Source organism: Bacillus sp. FSL M7-0003 (genome assembly GCF_038628485.1).
Lineage (GTDB): Bacteria > Bacillota > Bacilli > Bacillales > Bacillaceae > Bacillus > Bacillus safensis.
The window spans coordinates 3,291,278-3,317,963 of sequence record NZ_CP152024.1; the positions used below are offsets into that span (position 1 = coordinate 3,291,278).

Consider the following 26,686-nt stretch of genomic DNA (forward strand, 5'->3'; position numbering starts at 1 on the left):
GAGCCTGCTGATTATCGAATTGTATTAATTAATCCCAGCATCTGATCGCCCATCGTAATCGTTCTTGAGTTCAACTGATAGGAACGCTGCGTTGTCATGAGGTCTGTTAATTCTTTCGACATGTCCACATTTGACGTTTCCAGCGCACCTTGCTGAAGCTGAATCGCCTCTCGGTTTGCTCCATTTAGTGCTGTTAGTGCGCCTTGATAGGTTCCGTCGACTGAGAACAAATTATCTCCTTCAGAGACAAGTGCTGATGAATTATTGACTTGTACAACGCCTAGATTCACTTGCTGATTCGGTTGATTATCTCTTGAAATCGCCGTAAGCCGTCCATTTTTATCGATTGAAATATCACGGAAATTCGCATTTAAGACGATCGCATTCCCATTTTCATCAAGAATTGGATAGCCTTCGCTCGTGACAAGCTGTACTTGGTTACGGTTATTGCCCGGCTGTAAGTAAAGTGAACCATCTCTTGTATAACGGATATTACCGCCGGCGTTGACCTGCAAATACTGCGACGGCGCTCCGAATGCAACATCAAGATCACGTCCAGTTTCTTTAATTGAGCCTTGCAGCGAGTTAATGGACGCATTGACCATTGTCCCCGTACCAAGCCTTAACCCAGCAGGTGTCAGACGACTGTTTGCCACCTGCTCATTTTTTTCATCTACCTGGTTAAACTGCTGTCTGATCAGCTCTGAGAAACGGGTGTTTTTCGCGCGGTACCCTGTTGTCTCACTGTTCGCGATGTTGTTGCTGATGATGTCAAGCTGCTTTTGCACTTCATTCATCGAGACAGCTGCGTTTATCATCGTTCTAAGCATAAGTATCCTCCTTTCTTTTTATTTCTTGATTAGTACACTCTTCCAATTTCATTCACTGCTTTTTCTAAGCTTTTATCATATGCCTGAACCACTTTTTGGTTTGTTTCAAATGCTCGGTAGGCTGTTGTCATATCTGTATATGATTTCGTCACATCGACGTTCGACAGCTCCGATACGCCTTGGCTTAACGTATAGGACATTTGACCGTTATTGACTGCACTTGGAAGGGGCTGATTATCAGCTGTACGGTATAAATCATTTCCTTCACGCGCTAGGTTTCTTGTATCCATCGCAACTCGTACATCGATTTGACCAAGATTTTGGCCATTTTCAGTGACAGTACCATCTGCATTCACTTTGAAATTCTCACTCTGAACCGTAATCGGCTGGCCGGTCACGGAAAGAAGAGCACGTCCATTAATGGTCAACTGATTTTGTGCGTTCAATGTAATGGAGCTGCTTTTTGTATAACGAACGCCTTCTGGTGTGTTGACCGCATAAAATAGCGCTGATTTCTGATTGGTCTCCGGATTGATCGGCACATTATTTTCAACTAGTGCTACGTCTGTTGTTTGATCTGTTGTTTTTAAAGTTCCCTGTGTAAATTGAGGGATTAATTCCTGCATATATGTCCCAGTATTGATTCCACCAATCGGCGATTGCAGTGGAACACTAAAGCCTTTGCCTGAGGATGTTTGGAAACGTCCTGATTCCATTCGGCTCAGCAGCATTTCTGGAAATGCACGCATTGCCCCTTCATCTGCTTTATAACCTGGCGTATTCGCATTTGCGATATTATTTGAAAGCATTTCTGTCCGCCGCTCTTGAGCAATCATGGCAGATGTTGCGGTGTATAGTCCTTTTAACACGTGCTCACCTCATTCAAATTCTTTCACATGACCTAAACACAATCTTCTATGAAATATATCGGCTAATTAGCAGGGTTCTTTAATAAAAATCCCCCATTCTTTCTAAAAAGAATGAGGGAAATCATTAGCTGAGTTTACGCTTTGGCAGCTTGTCCATATTATCAAGCATCACGCCAGTACCAACTGCTACACAGTCCATTGGATTTTCAGCAACGAAAACCGGTACTTTCAGCTCTTCTGCAAGCAATTGATCAAGCCCATTTAGAAGAGCTCCGCCACCTGTAATGATGACGCCGCGATCGATAATATCAGCTGATAATTCAGGCGGTGTTCTCTCAAGAACTTGTTTCGCAGCCTGAACAATCGCAGATACAGATTCACGCAATGCTTCTTCTACCTCTTTGCTTGTGACGGTAATCGTTCTTGGTAATCCTGTCACCATGTCTCGTCCACGAATTGAAATCTCTTCGTGACGTGCGTCTGGGAATACCGTTGCAACTTGGATCTTAATATCCTCAGCCGTGCGCTCACCGATCAACAGCTTGTACTCTTTTTTAATGTAGTTTAGAATTTCCAGATCAAATTTGTCTCCAGCCATTTTAATAGAAGAGGCGGTTACAATGTCACCCATTGAGATGACAGCGATATCTGTCGTTCCGCCTCCAATATCTACGACCATGTTTCCACTTGGCTGAAAAATATCCATACCAGCACCAATGGCTGCTACTTTTGGCTCTTCTTCAAGAAATACATGCTTACCACCGCTTTTTTCAGCAGCTTCTTTGATCGCCTTCTGCTCAACAGATGTAATGTTTGTCGGGCAGCAGATGAGCATACGCGGCTTAGAGAATAGCCCTTTCACATTTAATTTGTTAATAAAATGCTTGAGCATCGCTTCAGTTACTTCAAAATCAGCAATTACGCCATCTTTTAATGGACGAATCGCAACAATATTCCCAGGCGTACGTCCAACCATACGTCTAGCCTCTTCTCCAACAGCCAAAACTTTCCCGCTGTTTTTGTCAAGAGCTACCACAGATGGTTCATTTAACACAATTCCTTTTCCTTTGACATGAATCAGTACATTGGCAGTACCAAGATCAATTCCAATATCCCTAGCAAACATCTATATATATCCTCCTTGAAAATCTGTTTCCATAGCAAATACCACATTCTGCCCTAATTATATATTCTATCATAATTTGCAGAAAAAAAGATATTTCTTTACAAAAGTCTTTACAAAATTTGTGGTTAGAAACTACCGATATGAGGAAGATATATATATCATGTTTATGAACAAAGAACTAAGCTTACTGTTTCACAGGCTCGCCTTCTAAAATTTCTTCTTTTTTATACTTTAACTTGGTGGCTTCTCCTCCTCGCAAGTGGCGGATTGATTTATGATAATCCAGTATCTCCTTCACTTCATTAGCCAGATCTGGATTAATTTCTGGCAGCCTTTCTGTTAGATCCTTGTGTACAGTACTTTTAGAGACTCCAAATTCTTTCGCAATAACACGAACGGTTTTCTTTGTCTCCACGATATACTTTCCTATCTTGATTGTTCGCTCTTTGATGTAATCGTGCACACCACTCGACCTCCCTAAAATGGATGTGAGAAGTGTGAAATGAGATCCGTATGAAGATTATCCATTTTCAGCGGCGCTTGTTCGTCGTAATTTCTCATCCAATAGGTAGTAAATGCCAAACACGATCCCTCACCTCAAACACTCTCTTTGTCAGGTTTGTAACAGTGTATTAGCATTGAATAGGGAATATGCTAAAAATGAAGATGGGACAAGGGATTTATCAGAAAAGGCAAAACAAAAAATCATTTCGGGGCGCGAAAATTTTCACTTTACAAGAAAGGATTCAGCACGTAAAATAGAAAAGGTGAATTTATTTACCTAGCTAAATATTTAAAAAAGGTGAGCATATGGATACGTTAAATAGAGAGTGTTTACATCAAATACATCAAGGCGCACGACTGCTGTCTAAAAAGGCGAACGAAGCGCTTGCTGCTTATGACTTGTACATGTCCCAGTGGACTGTGCTTTTTTGTTTGGATACATTCGGCCCGAAAACCCAAAAAGATATCTGGACATATTTGAACGTCGAAGCACCGACGATCACCAGAACCGTCACCCGTTTAGAAGCAAACGGCTGGGTGAAACGTGTACAAGGAAAAGACAAACGTGAGAATCTGATCGTGATGACAGATGATACAAAAGCCCGATTTGAAGAAATCAAACGCACGATGGAACAATTTGAAGAAGAATGTCTTTCAGATTTTACCTACGAAGAAAAACAACTCCTCCATACACTTTTACACAAATTATCAACTGAATAGGAAGTGACATACATCATGAACGAACGTATTTGGACAAAAGACTTTATTATGATTGTCCTGGTGAATTTATTTACGTTCACCTCTTTTTATGCCCTTTTGACATTACTGCCCATTTACACAATGGATGAACTAAATGGAACAGAATCACAGGGCGGCCTCCTTGTGACGGTCTTCTTATTGTCTGCAATTGTGACAAGACCTTTCTCGGGCGCCATTATTGAGAAATTCGGCAAAAAACAGATGGCGATTTTCTCTTCTACGGCCTTTGCCTTACTCACTTATTTATACATCCCGATTGATCAATTCCAAACGCTTCTTATACTGCGTTTCGTACAAGGAATCTTTTTTAGTATTTTGACGACAGTAGCCAGTGCCATTGCGGCTGATATGATCCCGAAACATAAACGCGGGGAAGGACTCGGATACTTTGTGATGTCCATGAACCTCGCTGTTGTCATCGGTCCATTTATCGCACTGAATCAAGTAGGAAAAATAGGATTTCATTCCTTATTTCTTCTCTTTTCCATTATCGTAACGATCGGAGCCGCTTTTACGATGCTGATTAGACAGCCAGAGCCGGAAAACGGAGGAAGCATCGTCTTCCGATTCACGTTTTCTCACCTGTTTGAAAAAGGCGCATTAAAAACAGCGGCCGTCGGCATCATTATTTCCTTCTGTTATTCGCCGATTATTTCATTTATTTCAGTTTATGCAAATTCACTCCATTTAATGGGTGCAAGCAGTTATTTCTTTATTGTGTTTGCGGCTGCAATGCTTGGATCACGTCCATTTACAGGCAGACTTTTTGACCGAGTTGGAGCTCACGTTGTGATCTATCCTTCGATTGCTCTTTTTGCCATTGGTTTATGGATGCTGACAGCGACACATTCAGCCACAATGCTTCTTCTATCAGGCGCTGTGATTGGGCTTGGCTACGGATCACTCGTGCCATGTTTACAAACACTTGCGATTCAGCACTCACCAGCCCACCGTACAGGATATGCGACGGCCACTTTCTTCACCCTGTATGATACGGGCATTGCTGCTGGCTCATTTGTCTTTGGACTCCTTGTCAGCTTCACAGACTTTTCAAATGTGTACCTCATTGCGGGTATTGTGGTCTTACTGAGTATGGGCGTTTTTTATTGGAGCGAACGAAAACCCCAGGAAGCAAAAGCACAAAAGGTCTCCCTTTCAGAATAAAAGGATACTATTTTAAACTTCACCGGAAACATGCTAAAATATAGGATATTTCAAATAGAGCATACAGGCTTTTTTGAAAAATAGTTGGTATTAAGCGAAAGTATAGGTGATGTTTTGAATTACGAATTGTTTAAAGTCATACACGGGATGGCTCACCATTCTGAGTTTTTAGATCAGGCCATGATTTTCATTACAAAAAAGGCCATACTTGTGTATGCCCTTGTCTTATTGATTTGCTGGTTTTTAGGGAATCATAAATTTAAGAAGCATGTCTTCTTTTCCGGTGTAACAGGCATTGCAGCACTTATCGTCAACTTTGCCATTACATTGTTTCATTATGAAGAGCGGCCGTTTGTGGCGCATAAAGTCGACACACTCATCCCGCACTCAGCAGACGCTTCCTTCCCAAGTGACCATACAACAGGTGCACTGGCTCTTTCATTAGCCATTCGATCCCGTAATAAAAAGCTCGGCAACATCTTGCTCGTCTTTGGATTACTCACAGGATTCTCCCGCATCTGGGTTGGTCACCATTATCCATTTGATGTTTTAGGCAGCTTAGTCGTATCGATTGTGGTTGTCTTTATCATGAATAAATTATGGAAGTTCTTTGACTCACCTATTGATCGTATCGTGACATTTTACGAGACAATTGTGGGGAAAATTTTCAGAAGGAAGACAAAGGATCAGGGCTCAGACCTGTCCAATTCTTAAGCGGTTTTGCGATAACGTGATGAAGATTCTTCTCTCACTTATCGTGCCGCTTTTTTTATTGGCTGTCTCCCTCTAACCATACTTGAAAAATAAAGACTGACACCAATGCCAATAAGAGAAATGATGATAAGCGTCCAGCCTAATTGCGCAAAATGAGAACCAGCAATTTCATCCCCAAAGAGCATGCCAAGCACAGCAGATGACAGAATGGAACCAAGGTAGCGGCATGTTTGAAAAAGTCCAGAGGACGTGCCAATCATTTGCTGAGGACTTGCTTTGAGCATCGCAGCTTGAAGCGCAACATTCCCAATTCCATAACTGAGTCCAAGCAGCGCTAGAACCAATCCTTTCCCCCATAATGGCGCAGGAATAAAAAAGAAAGTCATTGCAGACGCTCCAGCCAGCATCAATACTGCACTCGCTAAAACTGGATGGCGTTCATCCCCGCGATCTACCCACTTTCCTGTCAGAGGCGACACAATAATGCTCACCCCTGACATACACAGCATAAAAAGACCCGTCATCTCCACACGCCAGCCTAACTCATCTTGAAAATAACTGGGCAAACCAAAAAAGAGACAATAGAAAAAGATATTTAAGATGATAAATTGCACATACACAAGTGACAGCCGCTGCTCTTCTCTGAACATCCGAATTTGAATAAACGGTTCATCCACCTGATACTCCCACCAAATAAAAGCGCCTGCACTCAGGAGACAAAGAATGCCTTGAACATATTGAATGCCATCACCGAGTGATAATAAAAATGAAAGCAGGAGAACAATGCAGACAGTAAAAAGAAGCATCCCTGGCAAATCGAGTGTTCGCACGGTTTCGCCTATGCTCAGCTTTCTCTTCTTCTGCTCCTTCGGAAACAAAAATAGACCGAGAAAGAAACTGATCAAAATAAACGGCAGATTCACTAAAAAGATAGCCGGCCAGCCGCCAATGGTCATTAGAAATCCGCCAAGCGTCGGCCCAAGTGCCGTCATCGCTGAAGCAAAAATGGATAATACCGCTAACGCAGAAGCCTGTCTTTCTTGAATATGATCCCGAATGAGTCCGACCCCAGAGGGATAAATGGCACTGCTTCCAATCGCCTGTAACAGACGGATCACAATCAGCACCACAAACGTTGGGGCAAACGGCGCACAGATGGCAGAGACTGCGACAAGAACGAGACCGAATAAAAATAAGGTTCTCCGGCTCATGACATGATCCCCAATCCGGCCGCTCACCGGCTGCGTCACTGCACTAGCTAAATAAAAAGAAGAAATAAGCCAAGATACTGTCGTAAACGACAAACCGAATTCATGCTGAATTTGATGCAAGGCCAAAGAAATCATTGATGAATTCAGTGGATTCAACATCGTTCCAAAGGCAACAGCGGTTAAAAAAACTTTTCGATTGTCTTTCCACTTGTGCATACACTGACCTCCTTTTTGCAACCCTTTCGTTATTATGAGATTCATTTCCCTTTTTTACCCTAATCAATTCAAGTTCTCTCTTAGAAAAGCAAGACATACATTCTAAAAAGGACGATTATTGGAATAACACATATAAAATTGAGAATATGAGGAACAAATGGTAAGATGCTACACATATTGAAAAGCCTACTTTCTCCTTATATGGAGAACGGCTGAAAAGGAGGAGAAGCTTATTATTAAAAAAAGACGGTTTTGGGTCCCAGCCCTTTTCTCGGTTGCAGTATTACTTCTGTCTTCGTGTGGTTCAAATGAAACAAATGGGAACGGAGATAAACGTAATTCTACAGCGAAAGGGTCGCCAATTTTGGAGGATGGAAAATTTATTTTTGCAGCATCAGGTGAATTTCATCCGTTTAGTTACATGGATGGAAATCAGATGTCCGGCTTTGATATCGATGTAGGCAATGCGATTAGTGACAAACTAGGTCTCGAACCTATACAGAAAAAATATAAATTCGCAGGCATCGTCGAAGGCGTGAAAGCAGGTAAATTTGATGCGGCAGTTGCAAGTCATACCATCAATGAGGAACGAAAAAAACACGTCCTTTTTTCTAAGCCCTATTACTACTCTGGTCCGCAAATTTTCACAAGACCTGGAGCAGACATTCAGCATGCTGATGACTTAAAAGACAAAGAAATTGCTGTATCCAAAGGATCGTCCTACGCTGATATTGCTAAGGAACATAGCGGGCAAGAACCAAAATATTATGATAGTGATGTCGTCGCCTTAGAAGCACTGGCCAACGGAAAACACGATGCAGTCGTAACAGATTTCGCCACAGGTGCAGAAGCGATGAAGAAAAAATTGAACATCACAGCACAGGAAAGACTCGGACAAAGTGAGCAGGCAATTGCTGTATCAAAAGAAAATGAACAGCTCATAAAAGAGATCAACGATGCGATTGACGCACTAAAAAAAGACGGAACATTAAAACAAATTAGTGAAAAGTACTTTGATGAAGACATCACGGTCAAACAAGATTAAAACCACGATTGTGCGCCCTTTTTATAGGCGCACTTTCTTCAAATGGAGATGATTGTTTTGCCTACCCTATCACACTTTTTTCAGACGCTGATTGATTCTAGAGGTATTTTCTTAGAAGGAATGCTGATCACCTTACAGCTGACGGTGATCAGCATCTTCATCGGTATGTTCATCGGGCTTTTCTTTGCTTTATTGAAAATATCCCGCATAGCCGTTTTCGGTTATATCGCCAATGCCTATATCTTTCTTGTACGCGGAACACCACTTATTGTTCAAATTTTCATCCTATACTTCGGCCTCACAGAATTGAATATACCCGACTTCTGGGCTGCTTCCATTGCGCTCGCCTTTCATAATGGGGCCTATATAGCCGAAATATTTAGAGGTGCTATCCAATCCATCGATCAGGGGCAAAAAGAGGCAGGACGCTCTCTTGGCATGGGTCGTTTTTTAACAATGAGGCGCATCATTCTCCCGCAAGCGATGCGGCGTGCCCTCCCCCCTCTTGGCAACCAGTTCATTATCGGCTTAAAAGATTCATCACTCGCCGCCTTTATCAGTGTCAATGAACTATTTAACGTCGCCACCACGCAAGGCTCCAACAGTTTTGATAATATGACGTATTTACTTGTTGTCGCCGTCTATTACTTAGTTCTTGTCCTGCTGTTAACATTCGCTGTCCAAACCTTTGAGAAGAAACTATCAGCCAGTGACCAATAGGAGGAGAAGCATGACAGAATCAAAGGAAATCATTCGTGTTGAAAAACTCAATAAATACTTTGGAGAGCTTCATGTTTTAAAAGATATCGATCTCACTGTTTATGAAAATGATGTGGTCGTCTTAATTGGCGCAAGCGGTTCTGGAAAAAGCACCTTGCTCCGCTGTATGAACTTTTTAGAAATAAAAAATGATGGAGATATTATCATTGATGGCAGTCCTGTTCATCCAAAGCGCGATCAATTAAACGAAATGAGACAAAAAATAGGAATGGTGTTTCAGCATTTTAATCTTTTTCCGCACAAAACTGTTCTTGAAAATATCATCGAAGCGCCTGTTATGGTGAAAAAAACAAAGAAAGCACAAGCCATCGCTGAAGCCAGCGCCTTGCTAGAAAAAGTCGGACTTGCGGATAAAGCCAACGTATATCCTTCTAAACTATCAGGCGGCCAAAAACAGCGTGTAGCCATAGCCAGATCTCTCGCCATGAAGCCTGATGTCATGTTATTTGACGAACCTACATCTGCCCTTGATCCAGAGCTTGTAGGCGAAGTGCTGCAAACGATGAAAAGCCTTGCAAAAGAAGGCATGACCATGGTCATTGTCACACATGAAATGGGCTTTGCGAAAGAAGTTGCCGATCGTGTCGTCTACATGCACGAAGGCCGTATCGTCGAAGAAGGCGTCCCTTCGGAATTGTTTGATTCTCCTAGGGAGGAACGTACAAAACTGTTTCTTAGCTCCATTTTATAGGTCAAACGCCCTTCATTTTTAGTGCTTAACTTACGTTTTTGCTCATTTTTTACGAATTTTTCATCCATTTATATTGAACTTAACCAAAAAACCATGTCAGATAAACTTACATGTATATGTTATATATGACTTTTCTCTCTATAATGAAGAATTAAGAAAACAATAATTCTGAATGATTCGGGGGAATGCAGCATGCAAATGGGTGATACAGTATTTATGTTCTTCTGCGCACTACTCGTGTGGTTAATGACACCGGGTTTAGCTTTATTCTACGGAGGACTCGTGAGAAGTAAAAACGTGTTAAGCACAACCATGCACAGCTTAACGTCACTAGCGATCGTTTCAATCGTATGGATCGTATTCGGTTATTCCTTAGCTTTTGCACCAGGCAATGCATGGATCGGAGGATTAGACTGGGTGGGCCTGAAAGGCGTAGGTTTTGAGCCTGGTTCCTATAGTGAGACCATTCCACATTCATTGTTCATGATGTTTCAAATGACCTTTGCCGTCTTAACAACAGCCATCATCTCAGGGGCCTTTGCTGAACGGATCCGCTACTCAGCAGTCGTTGTATTTACACTCCTTTGGGTCACATTTGTATACGCTCCAGTCGCACACTGGGTATGGGGCGGCGGTTGGATTGGCGAGATGGGTGCACTTGACTTCGCAGGCGGAAACGTGGTTCACATCTCATCCGGTGTTGCGGGTCTTGTCGTGGCGATTGTGCTCGGGAAGCGTAAAGAAGCGGCAAGCTCTTCTCCGCATAACTTGATCTACACCCTTCTTGGCGGAGCAGTCATCTGGTTTGGCTGGTTTGGTTTTAACGTGGGTAGTGCTCTTACATTAGACAGCGTGGCCATGTTTGCCTTTATTAACACCAATACAGCTGCTGCTGCAGGAATCATCGGCTGGCTGTTAGTAGAGTGGATGATCAACAAAAAACCAACCATGCTCGGCGCGATCTCTGGAGCCATCGCAGGTCTTGTCGCCATTACACCTGCCGCAGGTTTTGTTACACCGTTTGCTTCTATTATAATAGGAATCATTGGCGGGATCGTCTGTTTCTGGGGAGTCTTTTCACTCAAAGCCAAATTTGGCTATGATGACGCACTAGATGCATTCGGCCTTCACGGAATTGGCGGTACTTGGGGAGGAATTGCAACAGGACTTTTCGCCACAACTTCTGTCAATGACGGCGGAGCCAATGGCTTATTTTACGGAGATCCCAGCTTACTTTGGAAGCAAGTGGTCGCGATTGTTGCCACGTACGCTTTTGTTGCCGTTGTGACATACGTAATCATCAAAGTGGTCAATGTCTTCTTCAAAATTCGTGCAACCGAAGAAGAAGAATCAGTGGGTCTTGATTTAACCATGCACGGTGAAAAAGCTTATCAAGATTAAAGAAAAAGGGGTGTCTCTATGAGCAAAATGTATAAAGTGGAGATTGTCACACGTCCAGCTAATTTTGAAACATTAAAGGTGGAGCTTGGAAAGATTGGTGTCACCTCGATTACCTTTTCAAATGTACACGGCTGCGGCTTACAAAAGGGACATACAGAGCTATACCGCGGCGTCAAAAAGGAAAGCAACGTGTACGAACGATTAAAGATCGAAATCGTCCTAAGCAAAGTACCTGTCGAACAGGTCGTTGAAACAGCTCAAAAGGTACTTCGTACAGGCGAACCAGGGGATGGGAAAATTTTTATATATGAGGTAGCGAATACAATCAACATCCGGACAGGTGAAGAAGGACCTGCCGCCCTATAGTGTATCCTCCGCCGAGTGGCGGAGGATCTTTTTAAGCAGAAAAAACCTCTGCATATTCATATACACAGAGGACCTTGTAAGACATTAAGATTGTTTTGTTTCTTCTGACTGACTGCTGTCTTTAGAGGAATCAGAAGACTTTTCTTGATCAGAGGATTTCCCCTTCTCATCAGACTTTTCTTCAGATTTTTCTCCAGCTGGCTCTTTGGCTTTATCTTCAGCAGCAGGTTCTTTCGTTTTTTCCTCAGTCTTTGGCTGAGCAGGTTCTTTTGCTTGTTCCGTCACTTCTTGCGCTGCTTTTTCAATTGTAGAAACAGGCTTGTCAATGAAGCTAAGCGGATTAAGCGCTAAACCTTCCATACGAATTTCAAAATGCACATGGTTGCCGCTTTCAGCACCATATAGATTTTTACCAGAAGCACCAATGACATCATTCTGCTTTACTTCATCGCCTTCTTTGACACTCACTTGTGACAACGATTGATAAACAGTCGATAATCCATCTTCATGTTCAATTTCAACAACGTGACCAAGAACTGGATCTTTTTTCGCTTGAACCACTGTTCCACTAAGAGCAGCTGTGACATCAAACACTTTGCCATCTTTATCTGCAAGATCAATACCTTTGCTCAAGGTATAGGTGTTATTATAGTTTACAAGTGCTGCTTCTTTTTCTTTTTGGTCAGCATCTGCTTCATAGAACTTTTTCACGACAGAAACATTATCAGAATTCTGGACTGGCATTGCGACATTTTCAATTGGCTTTCCAACTTCAACGGCATCATCGCGCTGTTCTTGCCCTGTTTGATTTCCATCAGATAGTTGGTCTTTCACATCTTTTGATACAGCTTGATACCAAAGAACGGCTGTTAACACGACCGCTGCGCTGACCAAGTAAATAGCAGGGAATACCCAGCGCTTACGGAAAAATTGCTGAACTTTTGTGATTTTGGAAGTACGTTTCTTTTCTTCCTCTCTCATTTTTCATCACCTCAGCAACATTCTGAACACTTTTCAAAAAATATATACACACGAAATCATTTTTCTTTTTATTTTGCGCAATCGCATCAATAATATGTATGATAAATGAAAAAAAGATGGGAGACTTAATTGTGAAAACTTTCAACCGTATAGCAACAGAAGATGACCTCAAAGCGATCGTTGATATCTACAATTCAACCATTGCTTCAAGAGAAGTGACCGCTGATACAGAACCAGTTTCTGTCGAGGACCGCCGGCAATGGTTTTTGAATCATTCCGAGAAAAGACCTCTCTATGTGAAAACAGATGAGGATGGAAATATATACGGCTGGCTCAGCTTTGAAACCTTTTATGGAAGACCTGCATACAACGGGACCGTTGAAATGAGTATCTATTTAAACCAAGACTATCGAGGAAAAGGCTTAGGATCACTTTTCTTGCAAGAAGCCATTGATTTAGCACCCTCATTAGGCATTAGAACGTTACTTGCCTTTATTTTCGGGCACAACGAAGCCAGTATTCGACTATTTAAAAAGCACGGCTTTGAGACATGGGGCCACCTGCCACGCATCGCAGAAATGGACGGCAGCAGATACGATTTAGATATCCTAGGAAAAGAATTATAAAACGAGCGTCTCCCTGAAAAAGAGACGCTTTTTTATGACGCATGTAACAGCTGTTCAAACTGTTTCGCATTTTGAAGAGATTTTCTTTGCAGAATGATACCATGTTCATCAATGAGAATCGCTTGTGGAACAACTGTTACCCCGTATAGCTCCATGATTTGTGAAGAACGAGTATACACAGCCTGGGACGGCAGCAATTCAAGGATCTGCGTATCATCCGCCTGTTCATCCCCATTAATAAAAATGAATTGAGTATCATCAACAGCGATTTGCTGCTGCAAGTCTGCTAAAATGCTTTTGCACGTCATACAAGTAGAGTTCACAAATAACAGCATCACAGCACTCCCGCTTTGAACATATTCCTTCAAAATGACCTTCTCGCCTAAATGAGAATAGCTTCGAAATAACGGTGCAGGATCCCCCACATCCGCTTCCTTTAATTCAATTCCATCAAGGGTTTTGATCTTATTCATAAATTTTCCGATAAAACGAGCGAGCAAAAATATCACAGCCAGCTGAGCAATGACAATGAATAACACAATAATCAATAGAATATCTGTCATTTCACATCGTCTCCTTCTATAAATAATTCAAATTGATTGATCCATTTTCTTTTAAACATTAAGACTTCTTGACCCACCGCTATTATGAAAGAGACAGCCACGGCAATGAGAAAACAAATGATGTTATATTGCCATGGAATGGTTTCTGCATAGGGATGCACATAAAACAATCCGATCACAAGAGCCAGCATCGACACATTGCGAATCACAATTCCCCAGTGAAGGCGTTCATTATCAAGCAGTCCACCACAGCCGCAAGAAATATCACGATGTCCTCTCAATAAATTGAAGGTCACCGCTCCAGTATAAATACTTAAAAGTGCTGTAAGACCAATCGCAGGTACAAGAGTCATATGCCATACGAATAAAAAAACAGTACAAACCAATTCTGCAGTTAAAAACAAATAAAACATGGGTCCCGTGAAAGAAGAAGGCAGCAGCCGATAAGCATTCATCTGCTGCATATGTGCCGTCTGTTTTTTTACTTTATCAAGCCAAGCACCAGCAAAAATGATACCTAATAAATAGACACCTATGTAATAAAAGACACTCACCTTACGCCATCTCCTTTTGTTGAAATAATTGAGATTGTGCCTCGTAAAGCCTTTTGTACTCTCCGTTTAACACCATCAGTTCATCATGGTTCCCCTCTTCAACGAAAGCACCATCTTTCATTACGATTATACGGTCTGCTAAACGGGCTGCTCCCATTCGATGTGTGATAAACAAGACACCCTGATCCTGCGTGTGATCGAATAGCTTTCGAATAAGTGAAATTTCCGATAGTGGATCAAGAGCAGAAGTTGGTTCATCTAAAATGATAAAATCACTCTCTCTAAAGAAGGTTCTAGCCATCGCGAGCTTTTGCCATTGCCCGCCAGACAGTTCATGGCCTTCTTCAAAAAATCGGCCAAGCTGCGCATCATACATTTCTTCCATTTGATGAATTCTTTTTTCTATGCCTGCTTGCCGGGCAGCTGAGATCATCCGCTCTCCCTCGTCCATATGATCAATACGGCCAAACCCGATGTTTTCTTTCACAGTGAACTCGTACTTCATAAAATCTTGAAAAAGAACAGCCATTCTCGCATGATATGACTTTTTATGAATAGTAGAAATGGACTCACCGTTGACTTTTTGCATGTTCGACTGATCTGGATCATATAAACCGGTCAAACATTTGATCAAGGTGGTTTTACCTGATCCGTTATCCCCCACCAATGCAATACGTTCACCTTTATTGATATGAAAATGTATATGCTCAATGGCAGGTGTTTTCATATTCGGATAAGTAAAAGAGAGATTTTCAAGTGTAATGGACTGAATACACTCGATTTTTCGAAGCGATGCTCCTTCTTCTGTCTGCTCATGAATTTCTTCTTCTCTCTTTTGAAAAGCTCTCATTTCATCAACATAAAGACTTGTTTCATATAAACTAGAACATTCTCTTGTTAAGTCTTGAAAACCACTTTGGATGTTTTGCACCGCTTGCAGCACAGCGACAAATGTCCCGGCAGCTAATTTTTTTTGAAAAATAAGAAAAACAATAAAAAGGCCGCAGCATACATAGGCAAATGTCATAAGCAATCCGCCCGCCATCTCCCAGCGGACTTGCCGCTTAAGCAGTTTATATTTTTCATCTGCACTTTTTACATAATGATCTTTCCATTTCTGAAGAAGATAATTCCCGATTCCATATAAACGGATTTCCTTCAATGAATCCCGTTGTGCGACAAGATCGGACACATACATTTCTCTTCTGTCATTGGCTGTTAACATACGGTTTAATTGATAACGCGCTCCTCCAAAGAAAAGCTCAATCCACAAGATAGGCAGGGTAAACACGATCAGAATGACCGCCAAGCCCCAATGGATACCGATCATATAGATAAGAAGTGATACAACAGTAATCAATGCGCTCATGATGGTAAAGATACTTCTAACCATGCTCAGAACATGCTGATGACTGTTCATCACACGTTGACTTTCATTGTAAAAAGACGGGTGTTCAAATGTAATAAACGGCAGCCTGATCGCCTTTTGAAGCAATTCACCCTTCAAATGCAGACCAATCAAATTTGTCGCTTTCTGCTGGCTAAGCTGAAGAATGAATTGAAGCCCATATCCTAAAACCACAATGACCATTTGCAGCCCAAATAACCACAAAACCTTTTGAATGTCTCCTGAAGACGTCATGAATAAAATAATTTCATTAATCAAAGTTTGAATAATCCAGACACTAGCCAAAGGCATAAAACCAACGATCACTTGGATCAACAAGGTTAAAAGAAGATACGATCGGCTTCTTTTCCAAGTATAGGAAATTGCATATAAACAATGGTTCACTGTACTCATCAAACGCTCCACCTTACACCATTTAGTATAATTGACATATTTTTGATATTTATATTATGATAGCTTTGCGTAACTTTACTCTGAGAGGACGATATACGATGAATTCAATCCTACTTTTACAGCTCACTCTTATTCTTTGCAGCCTATTATTAACGATCGGAGTCATCATCTATTTAAAACAACAAATGGAACTGATCATCTTACCGATACAGCATGTTGGACAAAAACTTGTGCATCCGCTGCTTGAAAAACCATCACCTATTCCAGTGAATGATTTACTGCAAACCAACAACAAGCAGCAGCTACTTATTTTCACTGATACATCATGTCCGCATTGCATCCCATCACTTGAACAATTCCTAGAAACGAAAAAGCAGCGTAAATTGGACGTTTCATTTAGTATTTTGCTAAAGAATGGGCAAAAAGAGGATCAAGAATTATATCGTGATAATAAAACCAACATGCGAATTATCCCTGTGGACGAGCAAATGATAGACGCATTCCAAATTGAAGAATTTCCTTATTACATTATGGTAGAAGATGAAATCATCTCATACGCAGCACCTTTTCCGGATGGTCTTTATTCAAGGATATCTGCAAAATAAAGATAAATGAGGCATGTGAAGACTATCAAACACATGCCTCATTTTTTTATTGTGGATCTGACTGAACATCTTGATCTTTTTCTCCTGCAGCAGCTTCACTCGCTTCACCTGAAGCCTGTTCCTCAGCTTGTTCAAACTCACTCCGAGCCTCATTTGAAATGTCTACTTGGTCACCATGCTCATTCACAGTAACAGACGAAGAAGACGTCTCTTTTTGAGCCTCTTTCTCTAGTTCCTTTAATTTAGAAACATGAAGTTCTAAATCTTTTCCTTGCTGAACTAGAGTAAGTTGTTGAAATAATGCCTTTCTCTCTTCTGGAGAATGGTCACCTTGAACAATTTGAGCCGCTTGGGTTAAAAAAGAATTTGATGTTTGACCCGCTTGACGTCTATTTGACGTCTGCATAGCATTTGTTAAGAATGAAATTGAAGATATGCTCATGCGTTCACATCCTATTAAATATGATCCTTAGATTAGCAGCCACATCTAACGCGTTCTTGACTAGTACAAATCTCACCTGTGTCACGATCCACGTAGTAACGGAAAGTTCCAACACCTTGAAGGAAACAAGTCGGTGCTGATTTACATGAAGTGACTAATTTTTGCAAAATACATCTTGCAGCTGCCGGTTGAACATTGGTCATCTTGTTTAAGAAACGATCTAACATATGAATTCCACCTTCCAATTTTTATGGTAACACAACACAATAATAACCAATTACTAGACAACTAACAACATATTTTGATAAATTTACTAATTATTTTTTACTACAAATCTTATTTATGACATAATTTGTTGATAATTTTTATAGTAAATGTTACTTTTTTCTTATTTGAAAATAATTTATTTATCTGTAAATGATGAAGTGAAGATAGAAACATTTTAATTAAACAACATTCACTCTTCCTAAAGCACTACTTACTCAAGTATGATAAAGAGTGAATACATAAAGGAGTGAACACCATTGCAACAAACTGAGAAAATCATTCAATCTCTTCATTCAATCGTAAAGTGGGGAAAGGTTGGTAGTATCTTTCTCTATATTTCAGGCGGTCTGGCTATTCTTATTGGTTTTTGGCTTGTTCTTCCTGCAGCCCTTGGCGTCTTCCTCATTATGATGGGAATTCATGTACAAAAATCTGTAAAAGCAGCTGAACACTTGATTCAGGCTCCAGATACTTCTTACGAAGAATTATTAGAACAGTACGCTAAGATGATGAAAATGCAAACACTGTTTGCCATTTCAAGTATTGCCGCAGTTATTCTTTCATTCATTGCTATCGTTTTGATACTTATACTAGGCGGGTTAGCTTTCCTCCAAGAAATTCCTTATGATGTCCAGCAGTATGAAGGTGATTACGAACAAGAACTCGGTGACTTTTATTAATGGAGAGGGGTATCAATAGTCATTCGATACCCCTTTTGTTTTTATCATTTGACTTGGATCATTCTCCTATGCTTGACATTCAGTCTTGATCATTTTAAAATACAAATCGTAACTATTACGAATTAAAGGAATTAAAGGAGGATCCTATTACTTATGCGCGTGAAAATTACGTTGGCCTGTACTGAAACAGGTGACAGAAACTACATCACAACAAAAAATAAAAGAACGAATCCTGACCGATTGGAGTTAAAAAAATATTCTCCTCGATTAAAGAAATATACCCTTCATAGAGAAACAAAATAAATTTTTTAGATTATAAATCGTAATGATTACTTTTTAAGCGAGGCGGAAAACAAAATGATCGTTTTCAAAAGGACAAAAACAAATGAATAAGCGTATACCTGTTACAGTATTAAGCGGCTTTTTAGGAGCAGGAAAAACAACGATATTAAATCATGTTCTTCAAAATCGCAAAGGATTAAAAGTGGCTGTGATCGTCAATGACATGAGCGAAATTAATATTGATGCAGAACTAGTCAAACAAGGCGGCGAGCTTTCTCGATCAGATGAGAAACTCGTTGAATTATCTAACGGCTGTATTTGCTGCACTTTGAGAGAAGACTTGTTAATCGAAGTAGAACGCCTTTGTAAAGCGGGTAATATTGATTATATTGTCATTGAATCGACCGGAATTAGTGAACCAATTCCCGTCGCTCAAACGTTTTCTTATATTGATGAAGAAATGGGTATAGATTTGACCCGCTTTTGCCGTCTAGATACGATGGTCACAGTAGTAGATGCAAATCGTTTCTGGACTGATTTCCAGTCAGGAGATATTTTATTAGATCGTAAAGAAGCGGTTTCCGATGACGACGAGCGAGAAATTTCCGATTTACTCATTGATCAAATTGAATTTTGTGACGTGCTTATTATCAATAAATGTGATCTAGTATCTCCCTCTGAATTAGATCGACTTGAGCATGTGCTGAACAAACTACAACCAGAAGCATCTATCATCAAAACCTCAAAAGGTATAGTACAGCCACATGACATTTTGAATACTGGTTTATTCGACTTTGAAAAATCAAGTGCCTCTGCTGGGTGGATCAGAGAAATCAACGCAGGACATGGTCAGCATACACCGGAAACAGAGGAATACCAAATTTCATCTTTTGTTTACGAAAGAAGACTCCCTTTTCATACCGGCAGACTGAATGCTTGGTTAGATCAAATGCCTGAGCAGATCGTTCGTGCGAAAGGTTTTACTTGGCTTGCCACACATCATGATTTAACCATTTTAATTTCACAAGCTGGGAAATCTGTTGCGATTGAACCAATTGCATACTGGATTGCTGCTTTGCCTGAACAAGAAAAAGCACGGATATTAAATCAAGAACCAGAGCTTCTAGATGAGTGGGACGCAGAGTTTGGTGATCGCCATACAAAACTTGTGTTTATCGGTGTAGATTTGCCTAAAGCAGAAATCATTCGTACTCTTGATCAATGCTTGCTCACACCTGAGGAATTTGATCAAGATTGGACTACATTTGAGGACCCCTTTCAATGGAAAATACAAAATTAGGCCAGGAGGGTTTTAATTGGCAAAGAAATCTAAGATTGCTAAAGAAAAAAAACGACAGCAGCTTGTATTGAAATATGCAGAATTAAGGAAAGAGTTAAAAGAAAAAGGTGACTATGAAGCTTTACGAAAATTACCTAGAGACTCTTCCCCTACCCGCTTAAAAAACCGCTGTGAATTAACGGGCCGTCCCAGAGGTTATTTACGAAAATTCAAAATGTCTAGGATTGCTTTTCGTGAGCTTGCCTATAAGGGTCATATCCCTGGAGTGAAAAAATCGAGCTGGTAAAGAATGATTTGATCTTATCACAGCACTCGTAAAAGTAAAGCCGCACACAATGAGGGAAAATCTATTTTCCAATCTTATCTCAATCTTTTTGAGGTGCAAAATAGCAATTTAAAAACCAGCAGAGATTCTGCTGGTTTTTTATAGTGACTGAGTTCATAAGATAAAAAGACCTGTTTTCAAAAAAGGATTTTCAACCACGATTATGACATTTTCTCTTCTTTTCAAAAATACATGATCATGATACTTTATTGTCATTACCCACCGATGTATGACATCTCAACCTTTTTCTGATCTTTTTTCTGCTCTCTCTCGGCTGAATATTGGTCATGTCTATTCGACCATAATTCCTTTAACCTGTTCGTTAATTCTTCATTATCTTTTGTCGTACGAATCATCTGTTTCAGATCAAAACCCGATGATGCAAACAGACATGTAAATAATTCCCCCCGTGCAGACAGCCTTGCTCTGTTACATGTTCCACAAAAAGCATCTGAAACGGAAGAAATAATGCCTATCTCTCCTGAACCATCTTTGTAAAAAAATCGTTTGGCTACTTCACCTGTATATTGAGGAGGTTCTGGTTTGATAGGATATGTTGAATCAATTAATTCAATTATTTCTTTCTTTGTCATGACATGTTCTAGATTCCATTTATTCGTATTACCGACATCCATAAATTCAATAAATCTGAGAACGTGTCCTTCTTTTTTGAAGTAAGCTGCCATTGGTAAGACATCCTGATCATTCACACCTTTTTGAACAACCATATTAATCTTGATAGCAAGTCCAGCCTTTTTTGCAGCCTCAATACCATCAAACACTTTTTGGATAGAAATATGCCTTCCGTTCATTTGCTTAAAACGGTCGGGATTTAATGAATCTAAACTAATGGTGACTCTATTAAGACCAGCTCTCTTCAACTGATCAGCATATAAAGGTAAAAGCGTTCCATTGGTTGTCATCGCAATGTCTTCAATCCCTGGAATGTTTGCGAGCTTTTCTATTAAGACAGGCAGATCCTTCCGCATTAAAGGTTCTCCGCCCGTGATACGTATTTTTACCACACCTAGGTTCTTTACAAAAAGGGTAGCAAGTCGTTCAATTTCTTCGAAACTAAGCAGTTCTTCTTTTTTCAAGAAAGGATAATCCGGTCCAAAAATTTCAGCAGGCATACAGTACGTACATCTAAAGTTACAACGATCAGTTACTGATATTCTTAAATCGCGCAGTGGTCGATGTCTTTTATCTAAAATACTGACCATACTTTGCCTCCTATTCTGTAATACGCTGAGGATGTGTGTACATGTTAAAGGATTTCCCTCTGACGAATCCAACTGTCGTAATATTTAATTCTTCTGCCATTTTAAGCGCCAGCTCAGTTGGTGCTGATTTTGAAATGACGATAGACACTCCTAGTTTTGCTGCCTTCAATAGAACTTCTGACGATATCCGGCCGCTGAAAACAAGGATTTTATCTCTAAGTGGAATTCGCTGAAGTAAACAATATCCATAAATTTTATCTAAAGCATTATGTCTTCCTATATCAGTTCTAGTGATGAATAGCTTCTCTGTGTCACACAGTCCAGCATTATGCACTCCACCAGTATGTTGAAATAATTGGCTTTCTTCTTGCAAACTCTTCATGAGATGCATACAGGTTTCAGCAGAAATACTGATTCGATCAATGGCTGTTTTTGCCGTCTTCACATCTTGAAGGAAATAAAAGTGTCTCCCTTTCCCGCAGCATGAACCAATCACTCGTTTTGTAAAATCTGATGAATCAAATCCACTTGAGTGAACTAAATCAACATAGGCAAAACCCATACTTTCATCTATTGTAAACCTTTTAATCTCATTTTCAAATCGAATGACCCCTTCTGAAGCCAAAAAGCCGATAACCAATTCTTTCAGGTGCTCTGGGGAACAAACAAGTGTCACAAATTCTTCTCCATTCACCATCACAGTTAAAGGATATTCTTCTACAATTTCATCAGTTTTGCAGGTAAACTGGCCTTCACGGTATTGGTGTATGACTCGTTTCTTTTTAACAGATGAATTCATTGTATGATCTTCCTTTCAATGCAAATTTAGTTATATGATCCAATCAAATTGTGATATTATTTTAAAAAGTCATAAAAATGTAACATATTTCTATCTTATCAAACTTCTTGATTGCTTTATATGGGGGGAACAAAATGAACAAATCGAAAAATCGCTGGCTCATCGCAGCAAGTGCTGTAGGAATTCATTTATCTATTGGGTCTGTTTATGCTTGGAGTGTTTTTACGAATCCTTTACATGAAGCCTTTCAGTGGTCATTAACAGAAATAAGTCTCACCTTCAGTATTGCTATTTTATTTTTAGGTTTATCTGCTGCTTTTATGGGACATTTCGTTGAAAGGTATGGTCCAAGGGCATCGGGGCTCTTCTCAGCTATTTTCTTCGGCATCGGAATGACTGGGTCAGGATTCGCTGTCCACATGTCCTCACTGCCTCTCCTCTATTTATTTTATGGTGTACTCGCTGGAATTGGTTTAGGGGTAGGCTACATTGCACCTGTATCAACTCTAGTCAAATGGTTTCCGGATCGAAGAGGTCTTGCAACCGGCTTAGCCATTATGGGGTTTGGGTTTGCTTCTCTTATTTGCAGCCCAATTATTCAATATCTCATTGAAAAAGTGAATATCGCAAATACTTTTTATATTCTTGGAATCTCCTATTTTATCATCATGGTGATCTCATCTCTTTATTTATCACCACCAACGCCTGATGACGTCAAACAATTTGACGTATTCAAAACAAAGAAAAGAAAAATCCCTCAAGATTTATCACAGCTTACAGCAAATGAAGCGATCAAAACAAGACGTTTTTATTATTTGTGGCTTATGCTTTTTATTAATATCACATGCGGAATCGCTATTATTTCAGTAGCGTCACCTCTTGCTCAAGAAAGTGTTGGGTTCACTGCAGGTGCTGCAGCTACTCTTGTGGGCATTTTAGGTGCTTTTAATGGTTTAGGACGCATTGGCTGGGCATCGTTTTCAGATTATATAGGAAGACCGAATACGTATACGATTTTTTTTAGTATCCAGCTCATTGCTTTTCCTTTACTCCCCTATTTAAAAGAACCGCTCATCTTTTCAATCGTTATGGCGATCATTTATACGTGCTATGGAGGAGGATTTGCTTCAATTCCAGCCTATATTGGGGATTTGTTTGGTACAAAGCAGCTTGGTGCCATACACGGTTATATTTTGACTGCTTGGGCCGCTGCGGGATTGGCAGGACCACTATTTTCATCCTTCATCCGAGATATAACAGGTAATTACACACAAAGCCTTATGGTGTTCTCTGGCTTATTTTTCATTGCTTTTATCATATCACTTCTCATTCGAAAGGATATTCAGCAGCTAAGAGAAAAAAACCTATCTGCTGCTTCCTCTGTCTCAGCCCGATCTTAATTTGAATTTGACAGAATCACAATCTAAAGGTAATTTTTAGATATGAAAACGCTTTACAAAGTAATAGGAGGGTGATGATCTCATGGGGAAAACAAAACATAAGGGGCCTGTTAAACTCAATAAAAAACCCTCACCAAAGCTATGGGCCTCTTTTGTACCAATGGGGCTTGGCAAAGTGAAACCGAAACACATTCGAGATACGATGAAAGTGGCATGGGAGAACAAAGATAACCTTCCCTACGCGTACCGTATTTTAACACAGGGTGTTTGTGACGGCTGTGCCCTTGGCGTCTCAGGACTGTATGATCAAACGCTCGCAGGACCTCATATATGCACCACAAGACTAAATGTGCTTCGTCTTAACACAATGCCAGCTATTGATCCAAAATGGTTTGAAGATATTCAGCAGCTAAAGCAAATGGACAGCACCTCTCTTCGCAAGCTTGGGCGGATTCCTTATCCATTGATCCGAAAAAAAGGTGACAATGCCTTTACACGTATTTCTTGGGATGATGCACTAGATCAAATCGCAGCTAAAATCCAATCAATTGATAAACGGCAGCTTGCTTTCTATTTAACCGCCAGAGGAATTACAAATGAAGTTTATTATACGGCTGCAAAGGCTGCTCGATTTATAGGGACGAATCATATTGATAATGCTTCTCGCATTTGCCATTCACCAAGTAAAACTGCTCTTAAACGGTCCCTTGGCATCGGTGCTTCCAGCTGTAATTACAGTGATTGGATTGGAACGGATGTATTAATATTTTGGGGATCTGTTGCAGCAAACAATCAGCCTGTTTCCACTAAATATATGTACGCTGCTAAAAAGAAGGGAACAAAAATTATCGTCATCAATCCGTATAAAGAGCCTGCTATGGAAAAGTATTGGGTTCCTTCTATTCCAGAGAGTGCTTTATTCGGTACAAAAATTGCAGATGATTTTTACCAAGTCAATATAGGCGGAGATATTGCATTTATGAACGGCGTCATCAAGCATTGGTTTGACATGGAGCAGCATGCTCCCCATTCGGCTCTTGATCACGAATTTATTCAAAAACATACAACGGGCATACAGGATTTAAAGCAGCATGTCACACAATTGAAGTGGGAAGACCTAGAAGCATCATCAGGTTTATCAAAAGAAAGAATGAAGGAATTTGCGACACTGCTTGCCAATGCTAATTCAGGCGTTTTTATTTGGAGTATGGGCCTTACTCAGCACCGCTTTGCAACTGATAATATATCACAGGTTGCCAACCTTGCCATGCTGCGCGGATTTATCGGCAGAAAACATTGTGGTGTCATGCCAATTCGGGGACATAGCGGCGTCCAAGGTTCTGGTGAAATGGGTGCTGATCCATTCGTTTTGCCGGGTAGTGATTTTGATGAAGAGAATATTGAAAGAATCGAACGTATATGGGGGTTTGACATTCCTAAATGGCATGGTGACACCATTGGGCAATCCTTTGAGAAGATGGCTCTCCCAAAAGACCATCCACAAAAACTCAAAATGCTGTTTACGAGTGGCGGAAACTTTTTAGAAACGATGCCAAATCCGGAAGCGATCGAAAAAGCATTATCTGAACTTGAACTCCGTGTTCACCAAGATATCATTTTGAATACCTCTACGCTGGTAGACGCTGAAGAGGCGGTGATTGTGCTGCCTGCTATGACAAGGTATGAACAACCAGGCGGCGGCACATCAACCAGTACGGAACGCATGGTATATTTCAGTCCAGAAATTGAAGGACCTCGTATTGAGGAAGCCAGAGCGGAATGGGACATTTATGTTGATCTTGCGAAAAGAGTCCGGCCAGAAGATGCCGAGCTGATACATTTTGAAACAGCTGAAGACATTCGTCGTGAGATTGCGGTCGCCAACCGAAATTATGATGGCATCCAGCATTTACGTCACAAGGGAGACGTTTTTCAATGGGGAGGCGCATGGCTTTGTGAAGATGGCGTGTGTCCAACACCAGACGGCAAGGGACATCTTCTTCCTGCCCAGCTGCCTCAATATCGAAAAACCGAAGGACATTTCAATATCACGACAAGAAGAGGAAAGCAATTCAACTCCATGATCTACAGTGAAAAGGATGCCTTTAATGGTGGAAAACGTCATTCTATCCTAATGAATGAAGAAGATGCAAAAGAGCTTTACGTCCAAGAAGGTGATCCAGTGGTTCTCTTTAATCAATATGGATCCTATCAAGGAGTGGCTCAATTCGGAGAGTTGAGACGCGGCAATATCGCAGTTTATTGGCCGGAAGGGAACGTTTTAATTCCTAAAGGTGTGTATGAGAGCTACTCACAGATTCCCGAGTATAATACAGCTGCCATATTAGAAAAAGCCGAAACCTTCCATGCAAGAAAGGATCAGCATTATGTAGAGAAACGAATTGATGAATTAGAAACGACTTTGAATTAATCGTCAACTTAAAAACAGCTGGGGTTGTTTTCCCCAGCTGCCATTCACTCTCTACCGACCAAAAGCGCTCGCTTCCTGTTGAAGAATATGGTTCAATTCTTCGGCATTTGCAGCCGGTTGATATTGTCCTCCACCCGCTTTTGCAACAGATTTAAGACTTTTTGCTTCCTTTTCATTCACATCGAAGCCAATGATATTGACGATTGTATCTATTCCGTCTTCATGTAATTCCTTTGCTGCTTGTGAAGGGCTTCCACCACAAGTTTCTTCACCATCACTGACAACATAGACAATATTTTTCCCTTCAGCTTGGTGATCTTCAAAATCTTGTTTCGTATCCGTTAATGCTTTTGCAAGTGGTGTCCAGCCAGTTGGCTTATACACATTCAGTGCTTGTTGAAATGTTGATGGCTCATATGATCCAAATCCGTAAACGGCTTCAGAGCTTGAACAAGAAACGGCTTTCCCTGCATTTTTATTGGTTCCTTCATGACCAAACACTCGAAGCAGAACTTGTGTATCTTCTGATAAAATACTCGCAAAGCTTTGAATAGACCGTTTGGCGATTTCAATTTTCTTTTCACCTTCAACTGACTGTGCCATGCTGCCGCTTAAATCGAGTAATATCACCACATGAGCAGGCGGCTCCTGTTTTGTTACAGCATGAGCTGGTGAAGAAAGAAGCAGGACAAGACTAGCCAAAATGGTTAATACGATATTTCTTTTCATCA

29 protein-coding genes are annotated in these 26,686 nt (G+C 40.6%); 16 read left to right on the forward strand and 13 right to left on the reverse strand.

Annotated features, from left to right (window positions below):
* Positions 1-11: 11 nt before the first annotated feature.
* The 4 genes from MHI23_RS16880 to spoIIID all read right to left on the reverse strand — a co-directional run bounded on the left by MHI23_RS16880 (position 12) and on the right by spoIIID (position 3,288).
* Complete coding sequence (locus tag MHI23_RS16880) at positions 12-830, reverse strand: flagellar hook-basal body protein (RefSeq protein WP_342492117.1); 819 nt, start codon at positions 828-830, stop codon at positions 12-14.
* A 29-nt stretch (positions 831-859) separates the two neighbouring features.
* Positions 860-1,699 carry a flagellar hook-basal body protein gene (locus tag MHI23_RS16885; protein WP_039182029.1) on the reverse strand — a complete coding sequence of 280 codons (840 nt, stop codon included), beginning with the start codon at positions 1,697-1,699 and terminating at the stop codon, positions 860-862.
* A gap of 124 nt (positions 1,700-1,823) precedes the next feature.
* The gene (gene mbl / locus MHI23_RS16890) at positions 1,824-2,825 is read right to left on the reverse strand and encodes a cell shape-determining protein Mbl (RefSeq protein ID WP_007497573.1); all 1,002 of its coding nucleotides are present in this window, start codon (positions 2,823-2,825) and stop codon (positions 1,824-1,826) included.
* A 184-nt stretch (positions 2,826-3,009) separates the two neighbouring features.
* On the reverse strand, positions 3,010-3,288 hold the full coding sequence (gene spoIIID, locus MHI23_RS16895) for a sporulation transcriptional regulator SpoIIID (protein ID WP_008343327.1): 279 nt from the start codon (positions 3,286-3,288) through the stop codon (positions 3,010-3,012).
* A gap of 347 nt (positions 3,289-3,635) precedes the next feature.
* On the opposite strand from spoIIID, the gene MHI23_RS16900 reads away from it, so the two are divergent.
* From MHI23_RS16900 to MHI23_RS16910, 3 genes are all read left to right on the forward strand, one after another.
* A complete protein-coding gene (locus MHI23_RS16900) occupies positions 3,636-4,049 on the forward strand; it encodes a MarR family transcriptional regulator (RefSeq protein WP_327842085.1) in 414 nt (137 codons plus the stop codon).
* A 15-nt stretch (positions 4,050-4,064) separates the two neighbouring features.
* Positions 4,065-5,252 (forward strand): MFS transporter, encoded by a 1,188-nt coding sequence (locus MHI23_RS16905; protein ID WP_039182032.1) that lies wholly within the window; start codon positions 4,065-4,067, stop codon positions 5,250-5,252.
* 114 nt (positions 5,253-5,366) lie between these two features.
* Entirely contained in the window at positions 5,367-5,966 is a 600-nt protein-coding gene (locus MHI23_RS16910) for an undecaprenyl-diphosphatase (RefSeq protein WP_024423699.1), read from the forward strand.
* 38 nt (positions 5,967-6,004) lie between these two features.
* Here MHI23_RS16910 and MHI23_RS16915 read toward each other — a convergent pair whose 3' ends face one another.
* Positions 6,005-7,393, reverse strand: a complete 1,389-nt coding sequence (locus MHI23_RS16915; protein ID WP_224929676.1) for an MFS transporter — start codon at positions 7,391-7,393, stop codon at positions 6,005-6,007.
* Between the two features lie 199 nt (positions 7,394-7,592).
* Here MHI23_RS16915 and MHI23_RS16920 point away from each other — a divergent pair, with 199 nt between their 5' ends.
* The 5 genes from MHI23_RS16920 to MHI23_RS16940 all read left to right on the forward strand — a co-directional run bounded on the left by MHI23_RS16920 (position 7,593) and on the right by MHI23_RS16940 (position 11,676).
* Positions 7,593-8,438, forward strand: coding sequence for a transporter substrate-binding domain-containing protein (locus MHI23_RS16920; RefSeq protein ID WP_224426795.1), 846 nt, complete (start codon positions 7,593-7,595; stop codon positions 8,436-8,438).
* 42 nt (positions 8,439-8,480) lie between these two features.
* Complete coding sequence (locus tag MHI23_RS16925; protein WP_080652918.1) at positions 8,481-9,158, forward strand: amino acid ABC transporter permease; 678 nt, start codon at positions 8,481-8,483, stop codon at positions 9,156-9,158.
* A 10-nt stretch (positions 9,159-9,168) separates the two neighbouring features.
* A complete protein-coding gene (locus MHI23_RS16930) occupies positions 9,169-9,909 on the forward strand; it encodes an amino acid ABC transporter ATP-binding protein (protein WP_034622553.1) in 741 nt (246 codons plus the stop codon).
* A 192-nt stretch (positions 9,910-10,101) separates the two neighbouring features.
* The gene (locus MHI23_RS16935) at positions 10,102-11,310 is read left to right on the forward strand and encodes an ammonium transporter (protein WP_024426325.1); all 1,209 of its coding nucleotides are present in this window, start codon (positions 10,102-10,104) and stop codon (positions 11,308-11,310) included.
* Between the two features lie 18 nt (positions 11,311-11,328).
* A complete protein-coding gene (locus MHI23_RS16940) occupies positions 11,329-11,676 on the forward strand; it encodes a P-II family nitrogen regulator (RefSeq protein ID WP_024423704.1) in 348 nt (115 codons plus the stop codon).
* An 84-nt stretch (positions 11,677-11,760) separates the two neighbouring features.
* Here the strand turns inward: MHI23_RS16940 and MHI23_RS16945 are convergent, their stop codons facing one another.
* Entirely contained in the window at positions 11,761-12,657 is an 897-nt protein-coding gene (locus MHI23_RS16945; RefSeq protein WP_034281210.1) for a peptidoglycan DD-metalloendopeptidase family protein, read from the reverse strand.
* A gap of 116 nt (positions 12,658-12,773) precedes the next feature.
* Between MHI23_RS16945 and MHI23_RS16950 the strand changes: the two genes are divergently transcribed.
* Positions 12,774-13,283: a GNAT family N-acetyltransferase gene (locus tag MHI23_RS16950; RefSeq protein WP_029706351.1), complete on the forward strand. Its 510-nt coding sequence runs from the start codon at positions 12,774-12,776 to the stop codon at positions 13,281-13,283.
* A gap of 32 nt (positions 13,284-13,315) precedes the next feature.
* On the opposite strand, the gene MHI23_RS16955 is transcribed toward MHI23_RS16950, so the two are convergent.
* Genes MHI23_RS16955 through MHI23_RS16965 form a run of 3 tightly spaced genes read right to left on the reverse strand, consistent with a single transcriptional unit; the run spans position 13,316 to position 16,201 of the window.
* Positions 13,316-13,846, reverse strand: coding sequence for a thioredoxin fold domain-containing protein (locus MHI23_RS16955; RefSeq protein ID WP_125585877.1), 531 nt, complete (start codon positions 13,844-13,846; stop codon positions 13,316-13,318).
* A complete protein-coding gene (locus MHI23_RS16960; RefSeq protein ID WP_044333378.1) occupies positions 13,843-14,400 on the reverse strand; it encodes a MauE/DoxX family redox-associated membrane protein in 558 nt (185 codons plus the stop codon). The genes MHI23_RS16955 and MHI23_RS16960 overlap by 4 nt, the downstream gene beginning before the upstream one ends.
* Before the next feature lies 1 nt (position 14,401).
* Positions 14,402-16,201 (reverse strand): ABC transporter ATP-binding protein, encoded by a 1,800-nt coding sequence (locus MHI23_RS16965; protein ID WP_125585875.1) that lies wholly within the window; start codon positions 16,199-16,201, stop codon positions 14,402-14,404.
* Positions 16,202-16,299: 98 nt separating this feature from the next.
* Between MHI23_RS16965 and MHI23_RS16970 the strand changes: the two genes are divergently transcribed.
* Positions 16,300-16,806: a hypothetical protein gene (locus MHI23_RS16970; RefSeq protein WP_025093903.1), complete on the forward strand. Its 507-nt coding sequence runs from the start codon at positions 16,300-16,302 to the stop codon at positions 16,804-16,806.
* 46 nt (positions 16,807-16,852) lie between these two features.
* Here the strand turns inward: MHI23_RS16970 and MHI23_RS16975 are convergent, their stop codons facing one another.
* The gene (locus tag MHI23_RS16975; protein ID WP_024423711.1) at positions 16,853-17,248 is read right to left on the reverse strand and encodes a hypothetical protein; all 396 of its coding nucleotides are present in this window, start codon (positions 17,246-17,248) and stop codon (positions 16,853-16,855) included.
* A 524-nt stretch (positions 17,249-17,772) separates the two neighbouring features.
* Here MHI23_RS16975 and MHI23_RS16980 point away from each other — a divergent pair.
* From MHI23_RS16980 to rpsN, 4 genes are all read left to right on the forward strand, one after another.
* Positions 17,773-18,195 (forward strand): DUF5362 family protein, encoded by a 423-nt coding sequence (locus MHI23_RS16980; protein WP_024426331.1) that lies wholly within the window; start codon positions 17,773-17,775, stop codon positions 18,193-18,195.
* A 153-nt stretch (positions 18,196-18,348) separates the two neighbouring features.
* Positions 18,349-18,498: a 50S ribosomal protein L33 gene (gene rpmG / locus MHI23_RS16985; protein WP_003214771.1), complete on the forward strand. Its 150-nt coding sequence runs from the start codon at positions 18,349-18,351 to the stop codon at positions 18,496-18,498.
* Positions 18,499-18,580: 82 nt separating this feature from the next.
* Positions 18,581-19,777 (forward strand): GTP-binding protein, encoded by a 1,197-nt coding sequence (locus MHI23_RS16990; protein ID WP_125585873.1) that lies wholly within the window; start codon positions 18,581-18,583, stop codon positions 19,775-19,777.
* Positions 19,778-19,793: 16 nt separating this feature from the next.
* Complete coding sequence (gene rpsN, locus MHI23_RS16995) at positions 19,794-20,063, forward strand: 30S ribosomal protein S14 (protein ID WP_025093900.1); 270 nt, start codon at positions 19,794-19,796, stop codon at positions 20,061-20,063.
* 254 nt (positions 20,064-20,317) lie between these two features.
* On the opposite strand, the gene moaA is transcribed toward rpsN, so the two are convergent.
* Together moaA and fdhD are read right to left on the reverse strand one after the other, a co-directional pair.
* Positions 20,318-21,325, reverse strand: a complete 1,008-nt coding sequence (gene moaA, locus MHI23_RS17000) for a GTP 3',8-cyclase MoaA (protein WP_029707486.1) — start codon at positions 21,323-21,325, stop codon at positions 20,318-20,320.
* A 10-nt stretch (positions 21,326-21,335) separates the two neighbouring features.
* Complete coding sequence (fdhD, locus tag MHI23_RS17005) at positions 21,336-22,124, reverse strand: formate dehydrogenase accessory sulfurtransferase FdhD (protein WP_125585871.1); 789 nt, start codon at positions 22,122-22,124, stop codon at positions 21,336-21,338.
* Between the two features lie 134 nt (positions 22,125-22,258).
* Between fdhD and MHI23_RS17010 the strand changes: the two genes are divergently transcribed.
* Both MHI23_RS17010 and MHI23_RS17015 read left to right on the forward strand, forming a co-directional pair.
* Positions 22,259-23,524 carry an OFA family MFS transporter gene (locus tag MHI23_RS17010; protein WP_024423718.1) on the forward strand — a complete coding sequence of 422 codons (1,266 nt, stop codon included), beginning with the start codon at positions 22,259-22,261 and terminating at the stop codon, positions 23,522-23,524.
* 82 nt (positions 23,525-23,606) lie between these two features.
* Positions 23,607-25,955 (forward strand): FdhF/YdeP family oxidoreductase, encoded by a 2,349-nt coding sequence (locus tag MHI23_RS17015; RefSeq protein WP_125585869.1) that lies wholly within the window; start codon positions 23,607-23,609, stop codon positions 25,953-25,955.
* Between the two features lie 51 nt (positions 25,956-26,006).
* On the opposite strand, the gene MHI23_RS17020 is transcribed toward MHI23_RS17015, so the two are convergent.
* Positions 26,007-26,684 carry a VWA domain-containing protein gene (locus tag MHI23_RS17020; RefSeq protein WP_024423719.1) on the reverse strand — a complete coding sequence of 226 codons (678 nt, stop codon included), beginning with the start codon at positions 26,682-26,684 and terminating at the stop codon, positions 26,007-26,009.
* Positions 26,685-26,686 lie beyond the last annotated feature (2 nt).

What these genes read in the sequence shown, in the direction of transcription:
- MHI23_RS16880 (WP_342492117.1), bottom strand. Translation starts at nt 830, where the DNA reads ATGCTTAGAACGATGATAAACGCAGCTGTCTCGATGAATGAAGTGCAA.
- mbl (WP_007497573.1), bottom strand. Translation starts at nt 2,825, where the DNA reads ATGTTTGCTAGGGATATTGGAATTGATCTTGGTACTGCCAATGTACTG.
- MHI23_RS16900 (WP_327842085.1), top strand. Translation starts at nt 3,636, where the DNA reads ATGGATACGTTAAATAGAGAGTGTTTACATCAAATACATCAAGGCGCA.
- MHI23_RS16905 (WP_039182032.1), top strand. Translation starts at nt 4,065, where the DNA reads ATGAACGAACGTATTTGGACAAAAGACTTTATTATGATTGTCCTGGTG.
- MHI23_RS16915 (WP_224929676.1), bottom strand. Translation starts at nt 7,393, where the DNA reads ATGCACAAGTGGAAAGACAATCGAAAAGTTTTTTTAACCGCTGTTGCC.
- MHI23_RS16925 (WP_080652918.1), top strand. Translation starts at nt 8,481, where the DNA reads ATGGAGATGATTGTTTTGCCTACCCTATCACACTTTTTTCAGACGCTG.
- MHI23_RS16930 (WP_034622553.1), top strand. Translation starts at nt 9,169, where the DNA reads ATGACAGAATCAAAGGAAATCATTCGTGTTGAAAAACTCAATAAATAC.
- MHI23_RS16935 (WP_024426325.1), top strand. Translation starts at nt 10,102, where the DNA reads ATGCAAATGGGTGATACAGTATTTATGTTCTTCTGCGCACTACTCGTG.
- MHI23_RS16940 (WP_024423704.1), top strand. Translation starts at nt 11,329, where the DNA reads ATGAGCAAAATGTATAAAGTGGAGATTGTCACACGTCCAGCTAATTTT.
- MHI23_RS16945 (WP_034281210.1), bottom strand. Translation starts at nt 12,657, where the DNA reads ATGAGAGAGGAAGAAAAGAAACGTACTTCCAAAATCACAAAAGTTCAG.
- MHI23_RS16950 (WP_029706351.1), top strand. Translation starts at nt 12,774, where the DNA reads ATGGGAGACTTAATTGTGAAAACTTTCAACCGTATAGCAACAGAAGAT.
- MHI23_RS16955 (WP_125585877.1), bottom strand. Translation starts at nt 13,846, where the DNA reads ATGACAGATATTCTATTGATTATTGTGTTATTCATTGTCATTGCTCAG.
- MHI23_RS16965 (WP_125585875.1), bottom strand. Translation starts at nt 16,201, where the DNA reads ATGAGTACAGTGAACCATTGTTTATATGCAATTTCCTATACTTGGAAA.
- MHI23_RS16970 (WP_025093903.1), top strand. Translation starts at nt 16,300, where the DNA reads ATGAATTCAATCCTACTTTTACAGCTCACTCTTATTCTTTGCAGCCTA.
- MHI23_RS16975 (WP_024423711.1), bottom strand. Translation starts at nt 17,248, where the DNA reads ATGAGCATATCTTCAATTTCATTCTTAACAAATGCTATGCAGACGTCA.
- rpmG (WP_003214771.1), top strand. Translation starts at nt 18,349, where the DNA reads ATGCGCGTGAAAATTACGTTGGCCTGTACTGAAACAGGTGACAGAAAC.
- MHI23_RS16990 (WP_125585873.1), top strand. Translation starts at nt 18,581, where the DNA reads ATGAATAAGCGTATACCTGTTACAGTATTAAGCGGCTTTTTAGGAGCA.
- moaA (WP_029707486.1), bottom strand. Translation starts at nt 21,325, where the DNA reads ATGGTCAGTATTTTAGATAAAAGACATCGACCACTGCGCGATTTAAGA.
- fdhD (WP_125585871.1), bottom strand. Translation starts at nt 22,124, where the DNA reads ATGAATTCATCTGTTAAAAAGAAACGAGTCATACACCAATACCGTGAA.
- MHI23_RS17010 (WP_024423718.1), top strand. Translation starts at nt 22,259, where the DNA reads ATGAACAAATCGAAAAATCGCTGGCTCATCGCAGCAAGTGCTGTAGGA.
- MHI23_RS17015 (WP_125585869.1), top strand. Translation starts at nt 23,607, where the DNA reads ATGGGGAAAACAAAACATAAGGGGCCTGTTAAACTCAATAAAAAACCC.
- MHI23_RS17020 (WP_024423719.1), bottom strand. Translation starts at nt 26,684, where the DNA reads ATGAAAAGAAATATCGTATTAACCATTTTGGCTAGTCTTGTCCTGCTT.